The sequence below is a fragment of the Nocardioides ferulae genome (assembly GCF_003660455.1).
In the GTDB taxonomy this organism is placed as follows: domain Bacteria; phylum Actinomycetota; class Actinomycetes; order Propionibacteriales; family Nocardioidaceae; genus Nocardioides; species Nocardioides ferulae.
On record NZ_QZVR01000001.1, the window covers coordinates 533531 to 549504 of the forward strand.

The window sequence follows — 15974 nt, forward strand, 5'->3', positions numbered from 1 at the left end:
GGCGAGGCGGACCAGTATCGTCCCCCCGCGTGAGCACTCCCCACCCCACGTACGAGCAGCTGGTCGCCCTCCCGGCGTACGCCGAGCAGCCGGTCCCCGTCGCGTTCGAGGACGCCAACGGCCATCTCAACGTCCGCCACTACACCGGCATCGCCAGCGAGGGGCTCGACGAGTCCCTGGTGTCCGCCGGCATCGCCCACAACTGGCCCGCGTCCGGCCACGCGTGCTTCTCCGCCGAGCACCACCTGGTCTACCTGGCCGAGCTGCGCACCGGCGACATGATGTCGACCCGCGTCCGCCTGATCGGACGCTCGGAGCGGGCGGCGCACGCCTTGGTCTACCTGCTCGACGACACGCACCGGCAGCTCAGCTTCGTGATGGAGGAGATCTTCCTCCACATCGACATGGAGAGCCGGCGCACCGCGCCCTGGCCGGAGGACGTCGCCGCGGCCCTCGACCGGCGGATCGCCGAGGACGCCGAGCTGCCGTTCGCCCCGGACCTGTCCGGGTCGATGGGTCTGCGCTGACGTCCCGCGGCGCCGCCGTGGTGGGTGCCACGACCCGGTGACGGCGTGGCAGCGACCGGCTGTCGGCGCCCCCGCCTAACGTGACGGCCGTGCGCATCCTCCACACCTCCGACTGGCACCTGGGCCGGTCGTTCCACCGTGAGGGCATGCTCACCCATCAGGCGGCATTCGTCGACCACCTGCTCGAGGTGGTCGACTCCGAACACGTCGACCTGGTGGTCGTCGCCGGCGACGTCTACGACCGCGCCCTCCCCCACGTCGACGCGGTCCGGCTGGCCGACGAGGCCCTGGCCCGGCTGGCGGCCTCACCCGCCAAGGTCGTGCTGAGCAGCGGCAACCACGACTCGGCGCAGCGGCTCGGCTTCTCCTCGAGGCTGATCGACGCGGCGGGGGTCTTCATCCGCACCGATCCGAGCACGGTGGGTGCGCCGATCCTGCTCGACGACGAGCACGGGCCGGTCGCGGTGCACGCGATCCCCTATCTCGACCCGATCGCGGTCCACGAGCCCTGGGGGCTGCCGGCCCGCTCCCACGAGGCGGCGCTGGCCGAGGCGATGCGCCGGGTGCGCGCCGACCTGGCTCGGCGGTCGGCGCGCTCGGTAGTGCTCGCGCACGCCTTCGTCGCCGGAGCCGAGCCCAGCGACTCCGAACGAGACATCAGCGTGGGCGGGGTCTCCCGGGTGGCGACGTCGCTGTTCGACGACGTCGACTACGTCGCCCTCGGTCACCTGCACGGCCGCCACACCCTCGCCGACCACCTGCGCTACAGCGGCTCGCCGCTGGCCTACTCCTTCTCCGAGGCCGATCAGCACAAGGGCTCCTGGCTCGTCGAGATCGGCCCCGAAGGGCTGGTCTCGGCCGAGTTCGTCGGGGCGCCGGTGCCGCGTTCGCTGGCGCGGCTGCGGGGTGAGCTCGACCACCTGCTGAGCGATCCCGGGTTGGCCCGACACGAGCAGGACTGGGTGCAGGTCACGCTGACCGACCAGGTCCGTCCGGTGCGCGCCATGGAGCGGCTGCGTCAGCGGTTCCCGCACACGCTGGTCCTCGGCTTCGAGGAGTCGGGGCCCCGGCTGGGTGCGCTGCCGGCGCGGCGCACCGAGGGGCGCACCGACCACGACATCGCGCTCGAGTTCGTCAAGGACCTGCGGGGGGCTCCGGCCACCGACGCCGAGGCGGCGCTGCTGCGCGAGGCCGTCGACAGCTGCTGTGACGACGCCGAGGCCGACCCACGTCCGCCGGCCGGGAGGCCGGCGTGAGGCTGCACCATCTCGAGGCCACCGCGTTCGGGCCGTTCGCCGGCACCGTGCGCGTCGACTTCGACCAGCTCGGGGCGTCGGGGCTCTTCCTGCTCTCCGGGGCGACCGGCGCCGGCAAGACCAGCGTGCTCGACGCGGTCTGCTTCGCTCTCTACGGCGAGGTCCCCGGCGACCGCTCGAGTGCGCGGCGACTCCGCTCCGATCAGGCCGGTCCCGGTGTCGCCCCCGAGGTGAGGCTCGAGGCCACGCTCGCGGGGCGCCGGTTCCGCATCGTCCGCTCACCCGCGTGGGAGCGGCCCAAGAAGCGGGGCACCGGCACCACCACCCAGCAGGCCTCGGTCTCGATCGCCGAGCGCGTCGGCGGCGAGTGGTCGCACCTGTCCAGCCGGCTCGACGAGACCGGTCACCTGGTGAGCCGCCTGGTCGGCATGAACCTCACCCAGTTCACCCAGGTGGCGATGCTCCCGCAGGGCCGGTTCCAGGCGTTCCTGCGAGCCCGGTCCGAGGAGCGCCACCAGCTCCTCCAGCAGCTGTTCCGCACCGGTCGCTTCGAGCAGGTCGAGCGCTGGCTGCGCGACCGGCGGCTCGACCTACGCCGATCCTGCGAGCAGCACCACCAGGCCGTGGCCGATCTCGTGAGCCGGGTCAGCGAGGCGACCGAACGCCCCCTGCCCGGTGACTGGGAGGTGCGCGACCTGACCGAGCCGGCCGCCGACGGTCGGCTCCTCGCCTGGGCGCAGCAGCTGCACACCGAGGCCACCGAGGCTCTTCGCGAAGCGATGACGGTGGCCGAGCGGCAGGCGTCGGCCGAGCTCGACGGCCGGCGCGCCCTCGAGCAGGCCTGCGCACTCGCCGAGCGCAAGGAGCGCCTCGACCGAGCCACCGCCGAGCTGGCAGCCCTCGACGCCGGCACCGCGCAGCACGAAGACGACCGCGCCCGGCTCGACCTGGCGCGGCGGGCCGCCGTCGTCGTCCCGTTGCACCGCGTGGCCGACCGCACGCTCGCCGACCTCACGGCCGCGCGGGAGCGCGCAGACGCGGCCGTGGCCGCTGCCGCCCCTGCCCTGGGTCTGCTGATCCTCGGCGGAGCCGACGAGGTGAGCGCCGACGATCTCGCCGAGGCCGAGCGCGCGGCGGTCGACGAGCTGGCCCGGGTGCGGGCCGTGCTCCCCCAGGAGGCTCTGCTCCAGCAGCTCGAGACCCAGGTGGGCCAGCTGAAGGTGGCCCGAGAGCGGACCGCGATCCGGTTCGCCGGCCTCCGGGCCCGGGCCGAGGAGCTGCCGCCGCAGATCCAGGAGGTCCGCACCGACCTCGAGTCGGCTCGGCTGAGGGCGGCCGAGGTGCCGGTGCTGGAGGCTGCGCTGTCCGGGCTCCGGTCGCGACTCACCGCACACCAGCAGCTGGCCGAGCTCGAACCACGGTTGGCCGCCGCCTGCGCCGCCCTCGACGAGGCCCGCGAGGTGGCGGCCCGGCGCCGCGAACACTGGCTCGACATCCGAGAGGCACGGCTCGAGGGCATGGCCGCCGAGATCGCCGGTGCGCTCGCGGTCGGTGCCTGTTGCCCCGTCTGCGGGTCGGCCGACCATCCACACAAGGCGGCCGCCTCGCCGGACGCCCCCGACGCCGCCGCGGAGCGGCGTGCGCTGCGGGAGGTCGACGACGCGAAGGCCGGTGAGCACCTGCACGACCAGGCCGTGCGTGACCTGACCACCCAGCTCGGGGTCGCTCGTGACCGGGCCGGAGGCGGCACCCTGGCCGAGGTCGAGGCCGAGTCCGCCCGGGTGCGCGAGCAGCTGGGCGCTGCCCGCGATGCCGCCGACCGGGCGACCGCGCTCGCCGCCCGTGAGAAGGCGCTCGACGAGGAGCGCGAGTCGCTGGCCGAACAGCTCGCCGTGCTGGGCGAGGAGCGCTCGCGCCTCGAGGCCGAAGAAGAGGGTTGCGCGGCACAAGCGGCCCAGGCCGCCGAGAGCGTCCGCGCGCTCCTGCGCGGCTCGGGCCACGACCGGCTCGAGGCACTCGCCGGCGCCCTCGCCGAGCGGGTCGACCTGCTCCGCGCAGCCGCCCGCGCGGTCGACGACCTCGCTGGGTGCCTGACCGCGGAGCGGGCCGCCCAGGAGTCGCTGCGGTCCACGGCCGCAGAGGCGGGCTTCGACACGGTCGGTGACGCGCTCGACGCGGTCCTCCCCCCGCGCGACGTCGAGTCCCTGACCCGCCGCATCGACGACCACCAGCGCCGCCGCGCAGCGGTGACCGCGGTGCTCGAGGAGGAGCCCGGTGCGGCCGATCTGGCAGCGGTGCCGCTCCCCGACGTCCCGAGCCTGGAACAGGCCCATGCGGCCGCGCTGGCCGCCCTGGGCGAGGCACGCTCGCGCGAGTCGCGGTGGCAGGTGCGCGCGCAGCGGTTGGCCGAGCTGGTCTCCGCGCTGGAGCAGGCGTTGGCCGAGTGGCACCCACTGCGTGAGGAGCTGCAGACCACCAGCGATCTGTGCTCGTTCGTCGAGGGCAAGTCGGCAGCGAACCGGCTGCAGATGCGGCTCTCGGCCTATGTCCTGGCCTACCGCCTGGCCCAGGTGGTGGCGTCGGCCAACCAGCGGCTCGCCCGGATGAGCGACGGGCGCTACTCCCTCGAGCACACCGGGCGCAGGGGCGCCGGCGAGACGCGTGGGGGCCTGAGCCTGCTGGTGCGCGACGACTGGTCGGGCGAGTCGCGCGACCCCGCCACCCTCTCGGGCGGTGAGACCTTCGTGGTCTCCCTCGCTCTCGCGCTGGGGCTGGCCGACGTGATCACCCAGGAGGCCGGCGGCGCCGACCTCGACACCCTCTTCGTCGACGAGGGCTTCGGCTCCCTCGACGCCGACACGCTCGACGACGTCCTCGACGTTCTCGACTCGCTGCGCGACGGCGGGCGCATCGTCGGCGTGGTCAGCCACGTCCCCGAGATGCGCGACCGCATCCCCACCCAGCTGGTCGTCAGCAAGGGCCGCGCCGGTTCGACGGTGGCGATCATCGGTTGATCGAGGCGGGCAGGTCGAGCACGACCGTGGTGCCCCCTCCCGGCGTCTCCGCCAGAGTCACCACACCACCGTGGGCGGTGACGATGCGGTGCACGGTCGCCAGGCCGATGCCGCTGCCCGGCACCCGATGGTCGGCGCGGGCGAACAGCCGGAACACCTCCCGCCGTCGCTCGGGCCGGATGCCGGGCCCGTGGTCGACGACCTCGAGCCGGACGCCCTCGCCGACCGCCCGGCGCACGCTCACCCGCGGCGGCACGCCGGGCCGGGTGAACTTCGCCGCGTTCGACAGCAGGTTCAAGAACACCGAGTACAACTGACGCGGATCACCCTCCACCTCGCCCAGCGGACCGACCTCGAGCGTGGTCCGGGTGCGGTCGAGGAGATCGGCGAGGTCGAGCCGCACCTCGCGCAGCAGCCGGTCCAGATCCACGGTGCGCTTGTCGAGGCGGGCGCCCAGGCCGGCGTGGCGCAGTATCTCCACGGCCATCGCCTCCATTCGTCGTCCGGAGTCAAACACGTTGCGGACCTGCGCCTCGAGCACCGGGTCGTCGCGGACCGCCTGCTCGGTCGCCAGGCACTCCGCACTCGCGATGATCCCGGCGAGCGGGTTCATCAGGTCGTGACTCACCTGCGAGGCGAAGTGGGTGAGCTGCTCGTTGGACCGGTGCAGCTCGTCGCGCGTGTGCGTCAGCTCGAGCAACGACTCCTCCAGCTGCCGGGTGCGCAACCGGAGTTCCAGGACGTCGACCACGCGCCGGGCCAGCAGCTCCAGCGTGTCGGCCTGGGTGGTGTCGAGCACGCGCGTCACCGAGTCGAAGACGCACAGCCGCCCGATGGTGACGCCCGCGGGCGTGACCAGTGGGGCCGAGGCGTAGAACCTCACCTCCCCGATGTCGCCGGTGACGAACGGGTTGAGCCGGAACCGGTCGTCGCGGCTGGCGTCCTCGACGATCACCGGGGCGGTCTCGGTCAGCACGGCGGCGCACATGGAGTCGTCCCGGGCGCAGACCTCGGGTGCGAAGCCGGCGGTCGCGATCTGGTGCTGCTCGCCGTGGGTGATCAGGTTGATCGCCGCCGTCGGCACCTCGCAGATCTGGGCGGCGATGTCGACGAGCGCCTGCAGATCCGGCGGTGCGGGGCGCTCGAGGACGTCGTACCGCTCGATCTGTTCGGACCGCGGCGCGTCCATCTCCTGACCCGAGGGAGGCGGCATGTGACCCACGCTACGTGCCGGACGCCACCTCGGCAGCGAGAACGACGGGAAGCCAGAGGGTCACCCGGTCGCAGGTGCCGTCGGCGGCCAGCGATCCGCCCAGCACCGCCGTCGCCTCCTCCAGCCCGCGCAGCCGCACCAGCCCCGGCGTGCAGCGCGACATCGTGAGCCGCACCAGATCCTGGTGCTGCGCCACATCGACCCGCCCGCGGTCGCCGGCGACCTGCCCCACCGCCCGCGCGAGCTGCCGCGCAGCCGCCCGGGGGTAGGCCGCACCGGCCGGTCCCCTGGCGACCAGCGTGGCTCCGACCCGCTCCAGCTCCTCCTCCAGCATCGTCAGCAAGGGCGCGGCGGTGCCCGGCGCGGCCGGGACCGTCCGACGCTGCTCGACCAGGCCGGTCACCGCGAGGGAGAGCCGGTCCAGCTCCGCGAGCACCCGATGCAGCTCGTCCTGCACGACGGGATGGGTCTCGGGCCACGACGACAGGTCCTCCAGGCCCAACCGGATCGCGGTCACCGGGGTGCGCAGCAGGTGGGAGGCGTCGACGGCGAGCTCCCGCTCGCGCTGGGAGAGGGTCTCGAGCCGACGGGCACTGTCGTGCAGGCTCTCGGCCACCCGGTCCGCCTCCGGCACCCGCTGCGGCGCGATGTCCAGGTCGAACTCCCCCGCCCCGAGCCGGTCCGCGGCCACGGCGAGGTCCTCGAAGGGGCGGGCGAGCCGGCGGGCGAGCAGCAGGCCCGCCGCCAGCGCGGCGGCGAGCAGCGCCACCCCCGGGACGACCAGCCACAGCAGCGCGCTCCCGACGCGGTCCTCGACCGACGCCGCCGAGCGTGCGATCGTCACCGACCCGCCGCCCGGGACCGCCCGGGTGACCGACAGGTCGCCCGGGCCGGGGGGCGTCTGCGACGTCACCTCGGTGCCGTCCGCAGCCTGATAGACGGCCGTGTCGTCGGCGCCCAGTCCCCCGGCGAGCAGTCGCGGCGTCACCTCGAGTCCGGCATCGCCGGCGACGGCCAGCAGGTGCACGGTCTGGTCGGCCGCCCCGGCCACCTCGGCGCGCTGCTGGTCCTCGACCAGATCCGCCAGCTGATAGGCCTTCGGCAGCCCGAACAGCAGGGCGCCCACCGCGATCAGGATGACGAAGGCGGCGACCAGCCGGTCACGCATCGTCGGGCCTGCGAGGCTCCAGCCGGAAGCCCACCCCGCGCACCGTGACCACCTTGACGGGAGCGCCGGCATCGTCGAGCTTCAAACGGAGCCGGCTCATCGTGACGTCGAGGGTCCTGGTGGAGCCGAACCAGTTCTCGTCCCACACCTCACTCATCAGCTGCTCCCGGCGCACCACCGCGCCGGCCTCCAGCTCCAGCATCGAGAGCAGGTCGAACTCCTTCGATGTGAGAGCCACCTCGTCGTCTCCGATCCACACCCGGCGACCGCGCCGGTCGACGCGCAGGGTCGCGGCTGGGCGCCGGGTCGCGTCGCGGTCCGCAGCGAGGGCGGGTGGATCCGCGACGGTCTGGGCAGCGGCGTCGCCCGCCCCGGCGTACTCGGTGGTCCGCCGCAGCAGGGCGCGCGTCCGGGCCAGCAGCTCGCCGAGGCCGAAGGGCTTTCCCAGATAGTCGTCGGCACCCACGTCGAGGCCGACTGCGAGGTCGAGCTCGCCGCCACGCGCCGTCAGGATCATGACGCCGCCGCGGAAGCCGGTCTCGCGCAGGCGACGGCAGACCTCGATGCCGTCCATGTCGGGGAGCCCGAGGTCCAACAGCACCAGGTCCGCGGGTTCGCTGGCGACCGCCGCGAGGCCCTCGGCGCCGGTCTCGACCCGATTGAGCAGATAGCCCTCGCGCTCCAGCGTGCGCAACAACGGCACCGCGATGCCGTCGTCGTCTTCGACCAGGAGAATCCGTGCGGTCATCTCAGCGAGCATACGGCGACTCCTGCGGGTCCACGGCGGGCACGAGAGCCGGGCGCGCCACGAGCAGGGAGCAGGCGATCGCGAGCGCCAACGCGAGCAGCGTGCCGGGGCCGAGCGGTGCCGCGGACGCACCGGGGAGGCCGACCGTCAGGGTCAGCACCAGCCCGATGGTCGTGGTCGCCGCCGCCACCAGGCCGAGGAGCCGACACTCACACGAGGCCTGGAACCACAGCCCCACGGCCCCTCCCGTCGCGAGCAGAGCCAGGAAGCCGCCGGTGATGGACAGTGCCAGCAGCGGCTGGCGCGTGGCGCCGACGACGTGGACGCCGCCGAGGAGCACCAACGCCAGTGCCGTGCCGCGTCTGCGGGACATCCGCTACTCCAAGCGCTCGAAGGTCGGTGAGGGGCGGCGACGGTGGGAGCCGTCGCAGTGGAGCCGGTGGGGACGCCTGGGGGATCGGCGCCCCCACCGGGTCGGTGTCGCCGGCTGCTGCACGGCGAGGTTCAGAACCGGTGAGGGCACCCAGGGGGGTGGGGTGCCCTCACCGGCGTTCGGGGGTTGAGGAGCCGGCGGGCGTGGACCGAGCGGCGACGCCCGCGCATCGGCAACGGTGGGTTCGACCCACATCGCGCCGCACGTGCGGCGGGCCTGGTGGCCGGGGTGCTCCCTCTGCCACCTCGTGCCCGGTGCGGGACCGGCTTCCAACTCATGACCAGAACGCTAGGCAGCCGCCGATCACGCGGACCGCACACCGACGTCTCATCCACGACACACTTGCGTCACAACGATGCCCCGGTCTCGCTCCGGTAGGTTCGGCCCATGAGCGGAGCGCCCACCCCGAGCCTCGATCCGGCCTTCATCTCCCTCCCCTATCGGGCGCTCGGCGACGCAGCGCTCTCCCGCGCCCGGGAGCTCGGCGTCACCCATGCCGACTTCCGGTTCGAGCGGGTGCGCTACCAGCAACTCTCGGTTCGTGACGGATCGCTCCAGGGCGCGAGCGACACCGAGGATCTCGGCTTCGCCGTCCGGGTCGTCCACCGGGGCGCCTGGGGCTTCGCCGCCGGCGTGGTGCCGACCCCCGACGAGGCCGTGCGGGTCGCCGAGCAGGCGGTCGCCGTCGCGCACGTCGCCGCAGCGATGACCAGCAAGCCCGTCGAGCTCGCCCCCGAGCCGGTCCACGACGACGTCACCTGGGTCTCCTCCTACCAGGTCAACCCACTCGACGTCCCGGTCGCCGACAAGGCAGCGCTCCTGATCGACTGGACAGACCGGCTCCGGGCGGGCGCCGCCGTCGACCACGCCTCCGCGTTCCTGCTCCAGGTCGACGAGCACAAGTACTACGTCGACCTGGCCGGCACCCGCACCACCCAGCGGCGCATCCGGATCCAGCCCGGCTTCGAGGCGATGGGCGCCGACGCCGACACCTTCGACTCGATGGCCTCGATCGCACCTCCCGCGGGTCGTGGCTACGAGTACCTCACCGACGGCAGCTACGACTTCGACAGCGAGCTGGAGCAGGTTCCCGAACTGCTGGCCGAGAAGCTCGCCGCGCCGAGTGTCGAGGCGGGCAGCTACGACCTGGTGATCCACCCCTCGAACCTGTGGCTCACCATCCACGAGTCCATCGGACACGCGACCGAGCTCGACCGGGCGCTCGGCTACGAGGCCAACTACGCCGGCACCTCCTTCGCGACGCTCGAGAAGCTCGGCTCCCTGCAGTACGGCTCTCCCGTCATGCACGTGACCGGCGATCGCACCGTCGAGCACGGCCTGGCCACCATCGGCTACGACGACGAGGGGGTGCAGACACAGAGCTGGGACATCGTCCGCGACGGCATCCTGGTCGGCTACCAGCTCGACCGGTCGATGGCGGCTCTGCACCCCGAGGTCAACAGCTCCGGCGGTCAGGGCCGATCCAACGGCTGCGCCTACGCCGACTCCCCCGCCCACGTGCCCATCCAGCGGATGGCGAACGTGTCCCTGCAACCTGCCACCGACGGGCCAGGCACCGACGAGCTGATCGGCCGAGTCGAGCGTGGCCTCTACGTCGTCGGCGATCGGAGCTGGTCGATCGACATGCAGCGGTTCAACTTCCAGTTCACCGGCCAGCGGTTCTACAGGATCGAGAACGGCGAGCTCGCCGGCCAGGTCCGCGACGTCGCCTACCAGGCCACCACCACCGACTTCTGGGGCTCCATGGAGGCCGTCGGCGGCCCTGCGACCTGGGAGCTCGGGGGCGCCTTCAACTGCGGGAAGGCCCAGCCCGGGCAGGTCGCCGCCGTCAGCCACGGCTGCCCGACCTCACTGTTCCGCGGCGTCCGCATCCTCAACACCTCCGACGAGGCGGCCCACTGATGACCCAGACCAGCGCCCCCACCCCGCAGCAGCTCGTCGAGTCCGGGCTCGCCGCGTCCACCGGCGACGACTGCATCCTCATCGTGCGTGATCGCGCGGCCGCCAACCTGCGGTGGGCCAACAACACCCTGACCACCAACGGAGTCAGCCGGGGCCTGGACGTCACCGCGATCTCCTTCGTGCGCACCTCGCCAGGCATCGCCACCGGGTCGGTCACCGGTTCGGCCACCACCATCGACCAGGTGCGCGAGCTGGTCGCCGCGGCCGATGCCGCCGCCCGGGTCGGCTCGCCCGCCGAGGACGCAGCCGACCTGGTGGCCGGCCGGGCCGACGCGAACTGGGACGACGCGCCTGTGCGCACCGACATCCACGTCTACGACGCGTTCGCCCCGGCGCTCGGCGAGGCCTTCGGCCGGGCCCGGGCCGAGCAGCGCGTCCTCTACGGCTTCGTCAACCACGAGCTCACCACCAGCTACCTCGGGTCCACGACCGGGCTGCGGCTGCGCCACGTGCAGCCCACCGGGCACTACGGATGCACCGGCAAGACCGCCGACCTCGGCCAGAGCGCCTGGGTCGGCGGTGCGACCCGCGACTTCGCCGACGTCGACGCGCTCGCCATGGACGCCGAGCTCGCCCGTCGGCTCTCCTGGGGCGCGCGCCGCGTCGACCTGCCCGCCGGCCGCTACGACACGATCCTGCCGCCGTCCGCGGTCGCCGACCTGATGATCGACGCCTACTGGTACGCCGGCGCCCGCGTCGCCCACGACGGGCAGTCCGTCTACAGCCGCCGCGGCGGCGGCACCCGCATCGGCGACATGCTCACCCGCCTCGGCGTGAACCTGTGGTCCGACCCGGCCCACCCCGGCCTCGAGTGCGCCCCGTTCGTGGTCGCGTCTGCCTCGGGCAACGAGTCCTCGGTCTTCGACAACGGTCTCCCGCTGTCGCGCACCGACTGGATCCGCGACGGCGACCTGACCGCGCTTCTGCAGACTCGGCACACCGCCGCCATGACCGGCCAGCCGGTCACCCCGGCGATCGACAACCTCGTGCTCGACGTCGATGGGGCGAGTGGTTCGGTCGAGGACCTCGTGGCCGGCACCGACCGGGGCCTGCTGCTCACCTGCCTGTGGTACATCCGCGAGGTCGATCCGCAGACGCTGCTGCTCACCGGCCTGACCCGCGACGGCGTCTACCTCGTCGAGAACGGCGAGATCACCGGCGCGGTCAACAACTTCCGCTTCAACGAGAGCCCGATCGACCTCCTGCGGCGGTTCAGCCACGCCTCCGCGACCGTGCCCAGCTTCAGTCGCGAGTGGGGCGACGACTACTTCTCGCGCACCGCCACCCCCGGGCTGCGGGTGCCCGACTTCAACATGTCGAGCGTCTCGCAGGCGCTCTGACCAGGCCTGCTCCGGTCCGAGCCCGGCCGGGTGCTCACTCCGGGTGGCCGCCCGGCACAGGCACGTCCGGGTCGTAGGGCGTCCGGGTGTAGACGAACGTGGCGGCGACCAGGTGCGAGACCGACCCGTCCGGGCGCCGCGCAACCTCGAGCCGCTCGCCGGCGTGGTAGCCGGAGAGCCCGACCAGTTCCGCGCCCCGCACCCCGAAGCGGTACTTCTCCTCGCCGTCGCGACGCACCACCAGGTCGGATCCCTCCATCCGGAACAGCAGGGCGGTGTTCCCCCAGTGCCACACGCCCGGGACGCCGTGCAGTTGCGGGGGCAGCGGGCCGGTGGGCTCCCAGGGCCGGGGCAGCGCCGGCTCGCACCGCTCCAGCTCCTCGAGAAGCTCGACGGCCAGACCGGTCGGCGAGAACCCGCTGGTCGCGTTGGCCAGCACCACGGCCCCGGTGCGCCGCTCGTGATCGACCAAGCAGCCGGCCAGGAAGCCGGGCATCGAGCCGCCGTGCCCGACCAGCATCCCCGACCCACCGGCGAACAGCTGGAACCCGAGGCCGTGGGCGTAGGCCAGGGCGTCGTGGCGGTCGCCCGACTGCGGGTGCGCCGCCTCGCGCAGTGTGGCCACGTCGAGCACGTCGGGGTGCCCCGCGAGCAGGAAGGCGGCATAGCGACCCAGGTCGTCCGCCGTGGCCCAGACCTGCCCGGCCGGCGCCATCGCCGCGGTGTCCGTGGCGGGCTCGGCCACCAGCCGCGACTCGTACGGATGCACGCTGTGGCCCTGGGCCGCGGCTCCCTCGGGCAGGTAGGAGGTGCGCTGCATGCCGAGCGGCTCGAGCAGCTGCTCGCGCAGGCACTGTTCCCACGGGCGACCGTTCGCCCGGGCCACGACCTCTCCGAGCAGGGCGTAGCCCAGGTTCGAGTAGTGGAACCGCTCTCCCGGCACGAACACCGCACCGGAGCCGTCGTGCCGGGCGGCGAGCTCCTCGAACCCCACGCCGGGCGTGCGCTCCCACCACTGACCGGCGGGCTCGGACTGCATGCCCGACCCGTGCGCCAGCAGCGCCCGCATCGTCTGATCGGCGTACCCCACCTCGCCGAGCACCGCCGAGACCGGCTCGTCGAGACCCACCCGGCCCTCCGCCACCAGCCGCAGCACCAGCACCGCGGTCATGGTCTTGGTGATCGAGCCGATGCGGAACTGCACGTCCTGCGGGTCGTGCCCGGGCACCGGATCGGCTCCGTAGTGGCCGTTCCAGACCGGCTCGCCGTCGCGCACCACGCTCGCCACCACCGACGGCAGCCGTCCCGACGCCTGGGCGGCGGCCACCCGGCCGAGCAGCCGGTGTGCGGTCTGGTCACCGACCCGCGCCGCGGCGGTCACGACTCGAACGCCTCGGGCGACGGGCAGGAGCAGACCAGGTTGCGGTCGCCGTAGGCCTGGTCGATCCGGGCCACCGGGGGCCAGTACTTGTCGGGGTCCGGGCCGGTCGGGAAGGCCGCCAGCTCGCGGCTGTAGCCGCGGTCCCAGTCGCCGACCAGCGCCTGCGCGGTGTGCGGGGCCCCCCGCAGCGGGGACGCCTCGGGCGTCCACTCCCCCGCAGCCACACGGTCGATCTCGGCGCGGATCGCGATCATCGCGTCGCAGAACCGGTCGATCTCGGCGAGGTCCTCGGACTCCGTGGGCTCGACCATCAGGGTGCCGGCGACCGGGAAGGACATCGTGGGCGCGTGGAACCCGTAGTCGACCAGCCGCTTCGCGACGTCGTCGACGCTCACGCCGGTCGCCTTGGTGAGCGGTCGCAGGTCGAGGATGCACTCATGGGCGACCAGCCCGCCGTGACCGCGGTAGAGCACCGGATAGTGCTCCGCCAGCCGCGCGGCGACGTAGTTCGCGGCCAGCACCGCGACCGCGGTGGCCCGCGTCAGACCCGCGGCACCCATCATCCGCACGTAGGCCCAGGAGATCGGCAGGATGCCCGCGGAGCCGTACGGCGCCGCCGAGATCGGCCCGATGCCGTCCCGGGCCCCCTCGTCGGGGTGCATCGGGTGGCTGGGCAGGTAGGGCGCCAGGTGGGCGCGCACACCGACCGGACCGACACCCGGTCCGCCGCCTCCGTGCGGGATGCAGAAGGTCTTGTGCAGGTTCAGGTGCGACACGTCGCCCCCGAACTCACCGGGCCGGGCGAAGCCCAGCAGCGCGTTCAGGTTGGCCCCGTCGACGTAGACCTGGCCGCCGTGGCCGTGCACGATCTCGCACAGCTGGGTGATGGTGTCCTCGTAGGCACCGTGGGTCGAGGGATAGGTGACCATCACCGCGGCGAGCCGCGCACCGTGCTTGTCGCACTGGGCGCGCAGGTCGTCGAGGTCGACCGCGCCGTCGGCGGCGGCCTTGACCACAGCGACGCGCATGCCGGCCATCACCGCCGAGGCTGCGTTGGTGCCGTGCGCCGAGGAGGGGATCAGGCACACGTCGCGCTCGGCCTCACCGCGCGCCCGGTGGTAGCCGCGGATCGCCAACAGGCCGGCCAGCTCGCCCTGCGAGCCTGCGTTCGGCTGGATGGAGACACGGTCGTAGCCGGTCACCTCGGCCAGCCAGGCCTCCAGCTGACCGACCAGCTGCCGATAGCCCGCGGCGTCCTCGGGCGCGGAGAACGGGTGCAGGTCGGCGAAGCCGGGCAGCGAGATCGGCTCCATCTCGGTCGTCGCGTTGAGCTTCATCGTGCACGACCCGAGCGGGATCATGCCGCGGTCCAGCGCGTAGTCCCGCGCCGAGAGCCGGCGCAGGTAGCGCAGCATCGCGGTCTCGCTGTGGTGGCTGGAGAACACCTCGTGGGTGAGGTACGCCGTGCTCCGCCGCAGCGGGTCGGGCAGGGCGTCGCCGGCGGCGCGGTCGACGGCGTCGAGATCGACCTCGTCGAGGACGCCGAAGGCCCGCAGCACGCTGGTGACGGTCGAGCGGCTGGTGGTCTCGGAGGTGGACAGGCCCACGGTGTCCTGGTCGACCAGGCGCAGCTGGACGCCGAGGGCGCGGGCGGCCGCCACGACCTCGGCGGCACGGCCGGGCACCTCGACGCCGAGGGTGTCGAAGAACTCCTGGTGGGTCATCCGGTAGCCGGCATCGGACAGTGCCCGAGCGAGCACCGTGGCGTAGCGGTGGGTGCGAGTGGCGATGTCCCGCAGCCCGTCGGGGCCGTGATAGACGGCGTACATTGCGGCGGTGACGGCCAGCAGCACCTGGGCGGTGCAGATGTTCGACGTCGCCTTGTCGCGGCGGATGTGCTGCTCACGGGTCTGCAGCGCCAGCCGATAGGCGGGCCGCCCCTCGGCGTCGACCGACACGCCGACCAGCCGTCCGGGCAGGTGCCGCTCGAGGCCGGCACCGACCGCCAGGTAGCCGGCGTGCGGGCCCCCGTAGAACAGTGGCACCCCGAACCGTTGCGAGGAGCCCACGACGACGTCGGCGCCGAGCCGGCCCGGCGCCTCGAGCAGGGTGAGCGCCAGCAGGTCGGCGGCCACCACTGCGAGAGCGCCACGTTCGTGCGCTGCCTCGATGATCGGTCGGGGGTCCAGGATGCGTCCGGAGGCGCCTGGGTACTGCACGAGGACACCGCTGAGGTCGCCGTCGGCCAGGTCGTCCGGTAGGCCGGTGCTCAGATCGGCGACGACCACGTCGATGCCCATCGCCTCGGCCCGGGTGCGCACCACCGCGATCGTCTGCGGCAGCGCGTCGGCGTCGACCACGAAGCTGCCCGCGCGGCCCTTGCTCGCCCGGCGGACCAGCGTCATCGCCTCGGCCGCCGCGGTGCCCTCGTCGAGCAGCGACGCGTTCGCCGTGGCCAGGCCGGTGAGGTCGGCGACCATGGTCTGGAAGTTCAGCAGTGCCTCGAGCCGGCCCTGGGAGATCTCGGGCTGGTAGGGCGTGTAGGCGGTGTACCAGCTGGGATCCTCGAGGACGTTGCGCCGGATCACCGCCGGCGTGATCGTGGGGTGGTAGCCCAGGCCGATCATGGCCTCGCCGGGCCGGTTGCTCGCGGCGAGCGCACGAAGCTCTCGGGCTGTGGCCTCCTCGCTCAACGCGCTGGGCAGGTCGAGGTCCTGAGCGCTGCGGATGGCGCCGGGCACGGCCGCGTCCATCAGGGCGTCGAGGCTCTCGAAGCCGACGCGGGCCAGCATCCGGCCGATCTCGTCACCGCGCGGGCCGAGGTGCCGGTCGACGAACGGCGATGTGGCGTCGAGCTCGCTGAGCGTGGGGTGGTCGGACACGGGGGGCTCCTCGCAGTGGGGTCACTCGG

At 73.4% G+C, this 15974-nt stretch carries 11 protein-coding genes; 5 read left to right on the top strand and 6 right to left on the bottom strand.

The window, feature by feature from the left end:
• The first annotated feature begins 29 nt into the window (after window positions 1–29).
• The 3 genes from D6B71_RS02570 to D6B71_RS02580 all read left to right on the top strand — a co-directional run bounded on the left by D6B71_RS02570 (window position 30) and on the right by D6B71_RS02580 (window position 4797).
• Complete coding sequence (locus D6B71_RS02570; protein ID WP_121251638.1) at window positions 30–527, top strand: thioesterase family protein; 498 nt, start codon at window positions 30–32, stop codon at window positions 525–527.
• An 89-nt stretch (window positions 528–616) separates the two neighbouring features.
• Window positions 617–1783 carry an exonuclease SbcCD subunit D gene (locus D6B71_RS02575; RefSeq protein WP_121251640.1) on the top strand — a complete coding sequence of 389 codons (1167 nt, stop codon included), beginning with the start codon at window positions 617–619 and terminating at the stop codon, window positions 1781–1783.
• Window positions 1780–4797, top strand: coding sequence for an AAA family ATPase (locus tag D6B71_RS02580; RefSeq protein WP_121251642.1), 3018 nt, complete (start codon window positions 1780–1782; stop codon window positions 4795–4797). The genes D6B71_RS02575 and D6B71_RS02580 overlap by 4 nt, the downstream gene beginning before the upstream one ends.
• Here D6B71_RS02580 and D6B71_RS02585 read toward each other — a convergent pair.
• Genes D6B71_RS02585 through D6B71_RS02600 form a run of 4 tightly spaced genes read right to left on the bottom strand, consistent with a single transcriptional unit; the run spans window position 4787 to window position 8299 of the window.
• Entirely contained in the window at window positions 4787–6010 is a 1224-nt protein-coding gene (locus tag D6B71_RS02585; protein WP_126688179.1) for a sensor histidine kinase, read from the bottom strand. The genes D6B71_RS02580 and D6B71_RS02585 overlap by 11 nt on opposite strands.
• Window positions 6011–6020: 10 nt before the next feature.
• On the bottom strand, window positions 6021–7178 hold the full coding sequence (locus D6B71_RS02590) for a HAMP domain-containing protein (protein WP_164519505.1): 1158 nt from the start codon (window positions 7176–7178) through the stop codon (window positions 6021–6023).
• Window positions 7171–7926 (bottom strand): response regulator transcription factor, encoded by a 756-nt coding sequence (locus D6B71_RS02595; protein WP_121251914.1) that lies wholly within the window; start codon window positions 7924–7926, stop codon window positions 7171–7173. The genes D6B71_RS02590 and D6B71_RS02595 overlap by 8 nt, the downstream gene beginning before the upstream one ends.
• 1 nt (window position 7927) lies before the next feature.
• On the bottom strand, window positions 7928–8299 hold the full coding sequence (locus tag D6B71_RS02600) for a hypothetical protein (RefSeq protein ID WP_121251648.1): 372 nt from the start codon (window positions 8297–8299) through the stop codon (window positions 7928–7930).
• 447 nt (window positions 8300–8746) lie between these two features.
• On the opposite strand from D6B71_RS02600, the gene D6B71_RS02605 reads away from it, so the two are divergent.
• On the top strand, window positions 8747–10282 hold the full coding sequence (locus tag D6B71_RS02605) for a TldD/PmbA family protein (protein WP_121251649.1): 1536 nt from the start codon (window positions 8747–8749) through the stop codon (window positions 10280–10282).
• Window positions 10282–11682, top strand: coding sequence for a metallopeptidase TldD-related protein (locus D6B71_RS02610; protein ID WP_121251651.1), 1401 nt, complete (start codon window positions 10282–10284; stop codon window positions 11680–11682). Before D6B71_RS02605 ends, D6B71_RS02610 begins: the two co-directional genes overlap by 1 nt.
• Before the next feature lie 34 nt (window positions 11683–11716).
• Here D6B71_RS02610 and D6B71_RS02615 read toward each other — a convergent pair whose 3' ends face one another.
• Window positions 11717–13063, bottom strand: coding sequence for a serine hydrolase domain-containing protein (locus D6B71_RS02615; RefSeq protein WP_240641008.1), 1347 nt, complete (start codon window positions 13061–13063; stop codon window positions 11717–11719).
• Window positions 13060–15945 (bottom strand): aminomethyl-transferring glycine dehydrogenase, encoded by a 2886-nt coding sequence (gene gcvP / locus D6B71_RS02620; protein ID WP_121251653.1) that lies wholly within the window; start codon window positions 15943–15945, stop codon window positions 13060–13062. Before gcvP ends, D6B71_RS02615 begins: the two co-directional genes overlap by 4 nt.
• Window positions 15946–15974 lie beyond the last annotated feature (29 nt).

Excerpts from the sequence above, each read along its gene's own strand:
- D6B71_RS02585 (WP_126688179.1), bottom strand. The coding sequence starts at position 6,010 with ATGCCGCCTCCCTCGGGTCAGGAGATGGACGCGCCGCGGTCCGAACAG.
- D6B71_RS02605 (WP_121251649.1), top strand. The coding sequence starts at position 8,747 with ATGAGCGGAGCGCCCACCCCGAGCCTCGATCCGGCCTTCATCTCCCTC.
- D6B71_RS02595 (WP_121251914.1), bottom strand. The coding sequence starts at position 7,926 with ATGACCGCACGGATTCTCCTGGTCGAAGACGACGACGGCATCGCGGTG.
- D6B71_RS02600 (WP_121251648.1), bottom strand. The coding sequence starts at position 8,299 with ATGTCCCGCAGACGCGGCACGGCACTGGCGTTGGTGCTCCTCGGCGGC.
- D6B71_RS02590 (WP_164519505.1), bottom strand. The coding sequence starts at position 7,178 with ATGCGTGACCGGCTGGTCGCCGCCTTCGTCATCCTGATCGCGGTGGGC.
- D6B71_RS02610 (WP_121251651.1), top strand. The coding sequence starts at position 10,282 with ATGACCCAGACCAGCGCCCCCACCCCGCAGCAGCTCGTCGAGTCCGGG.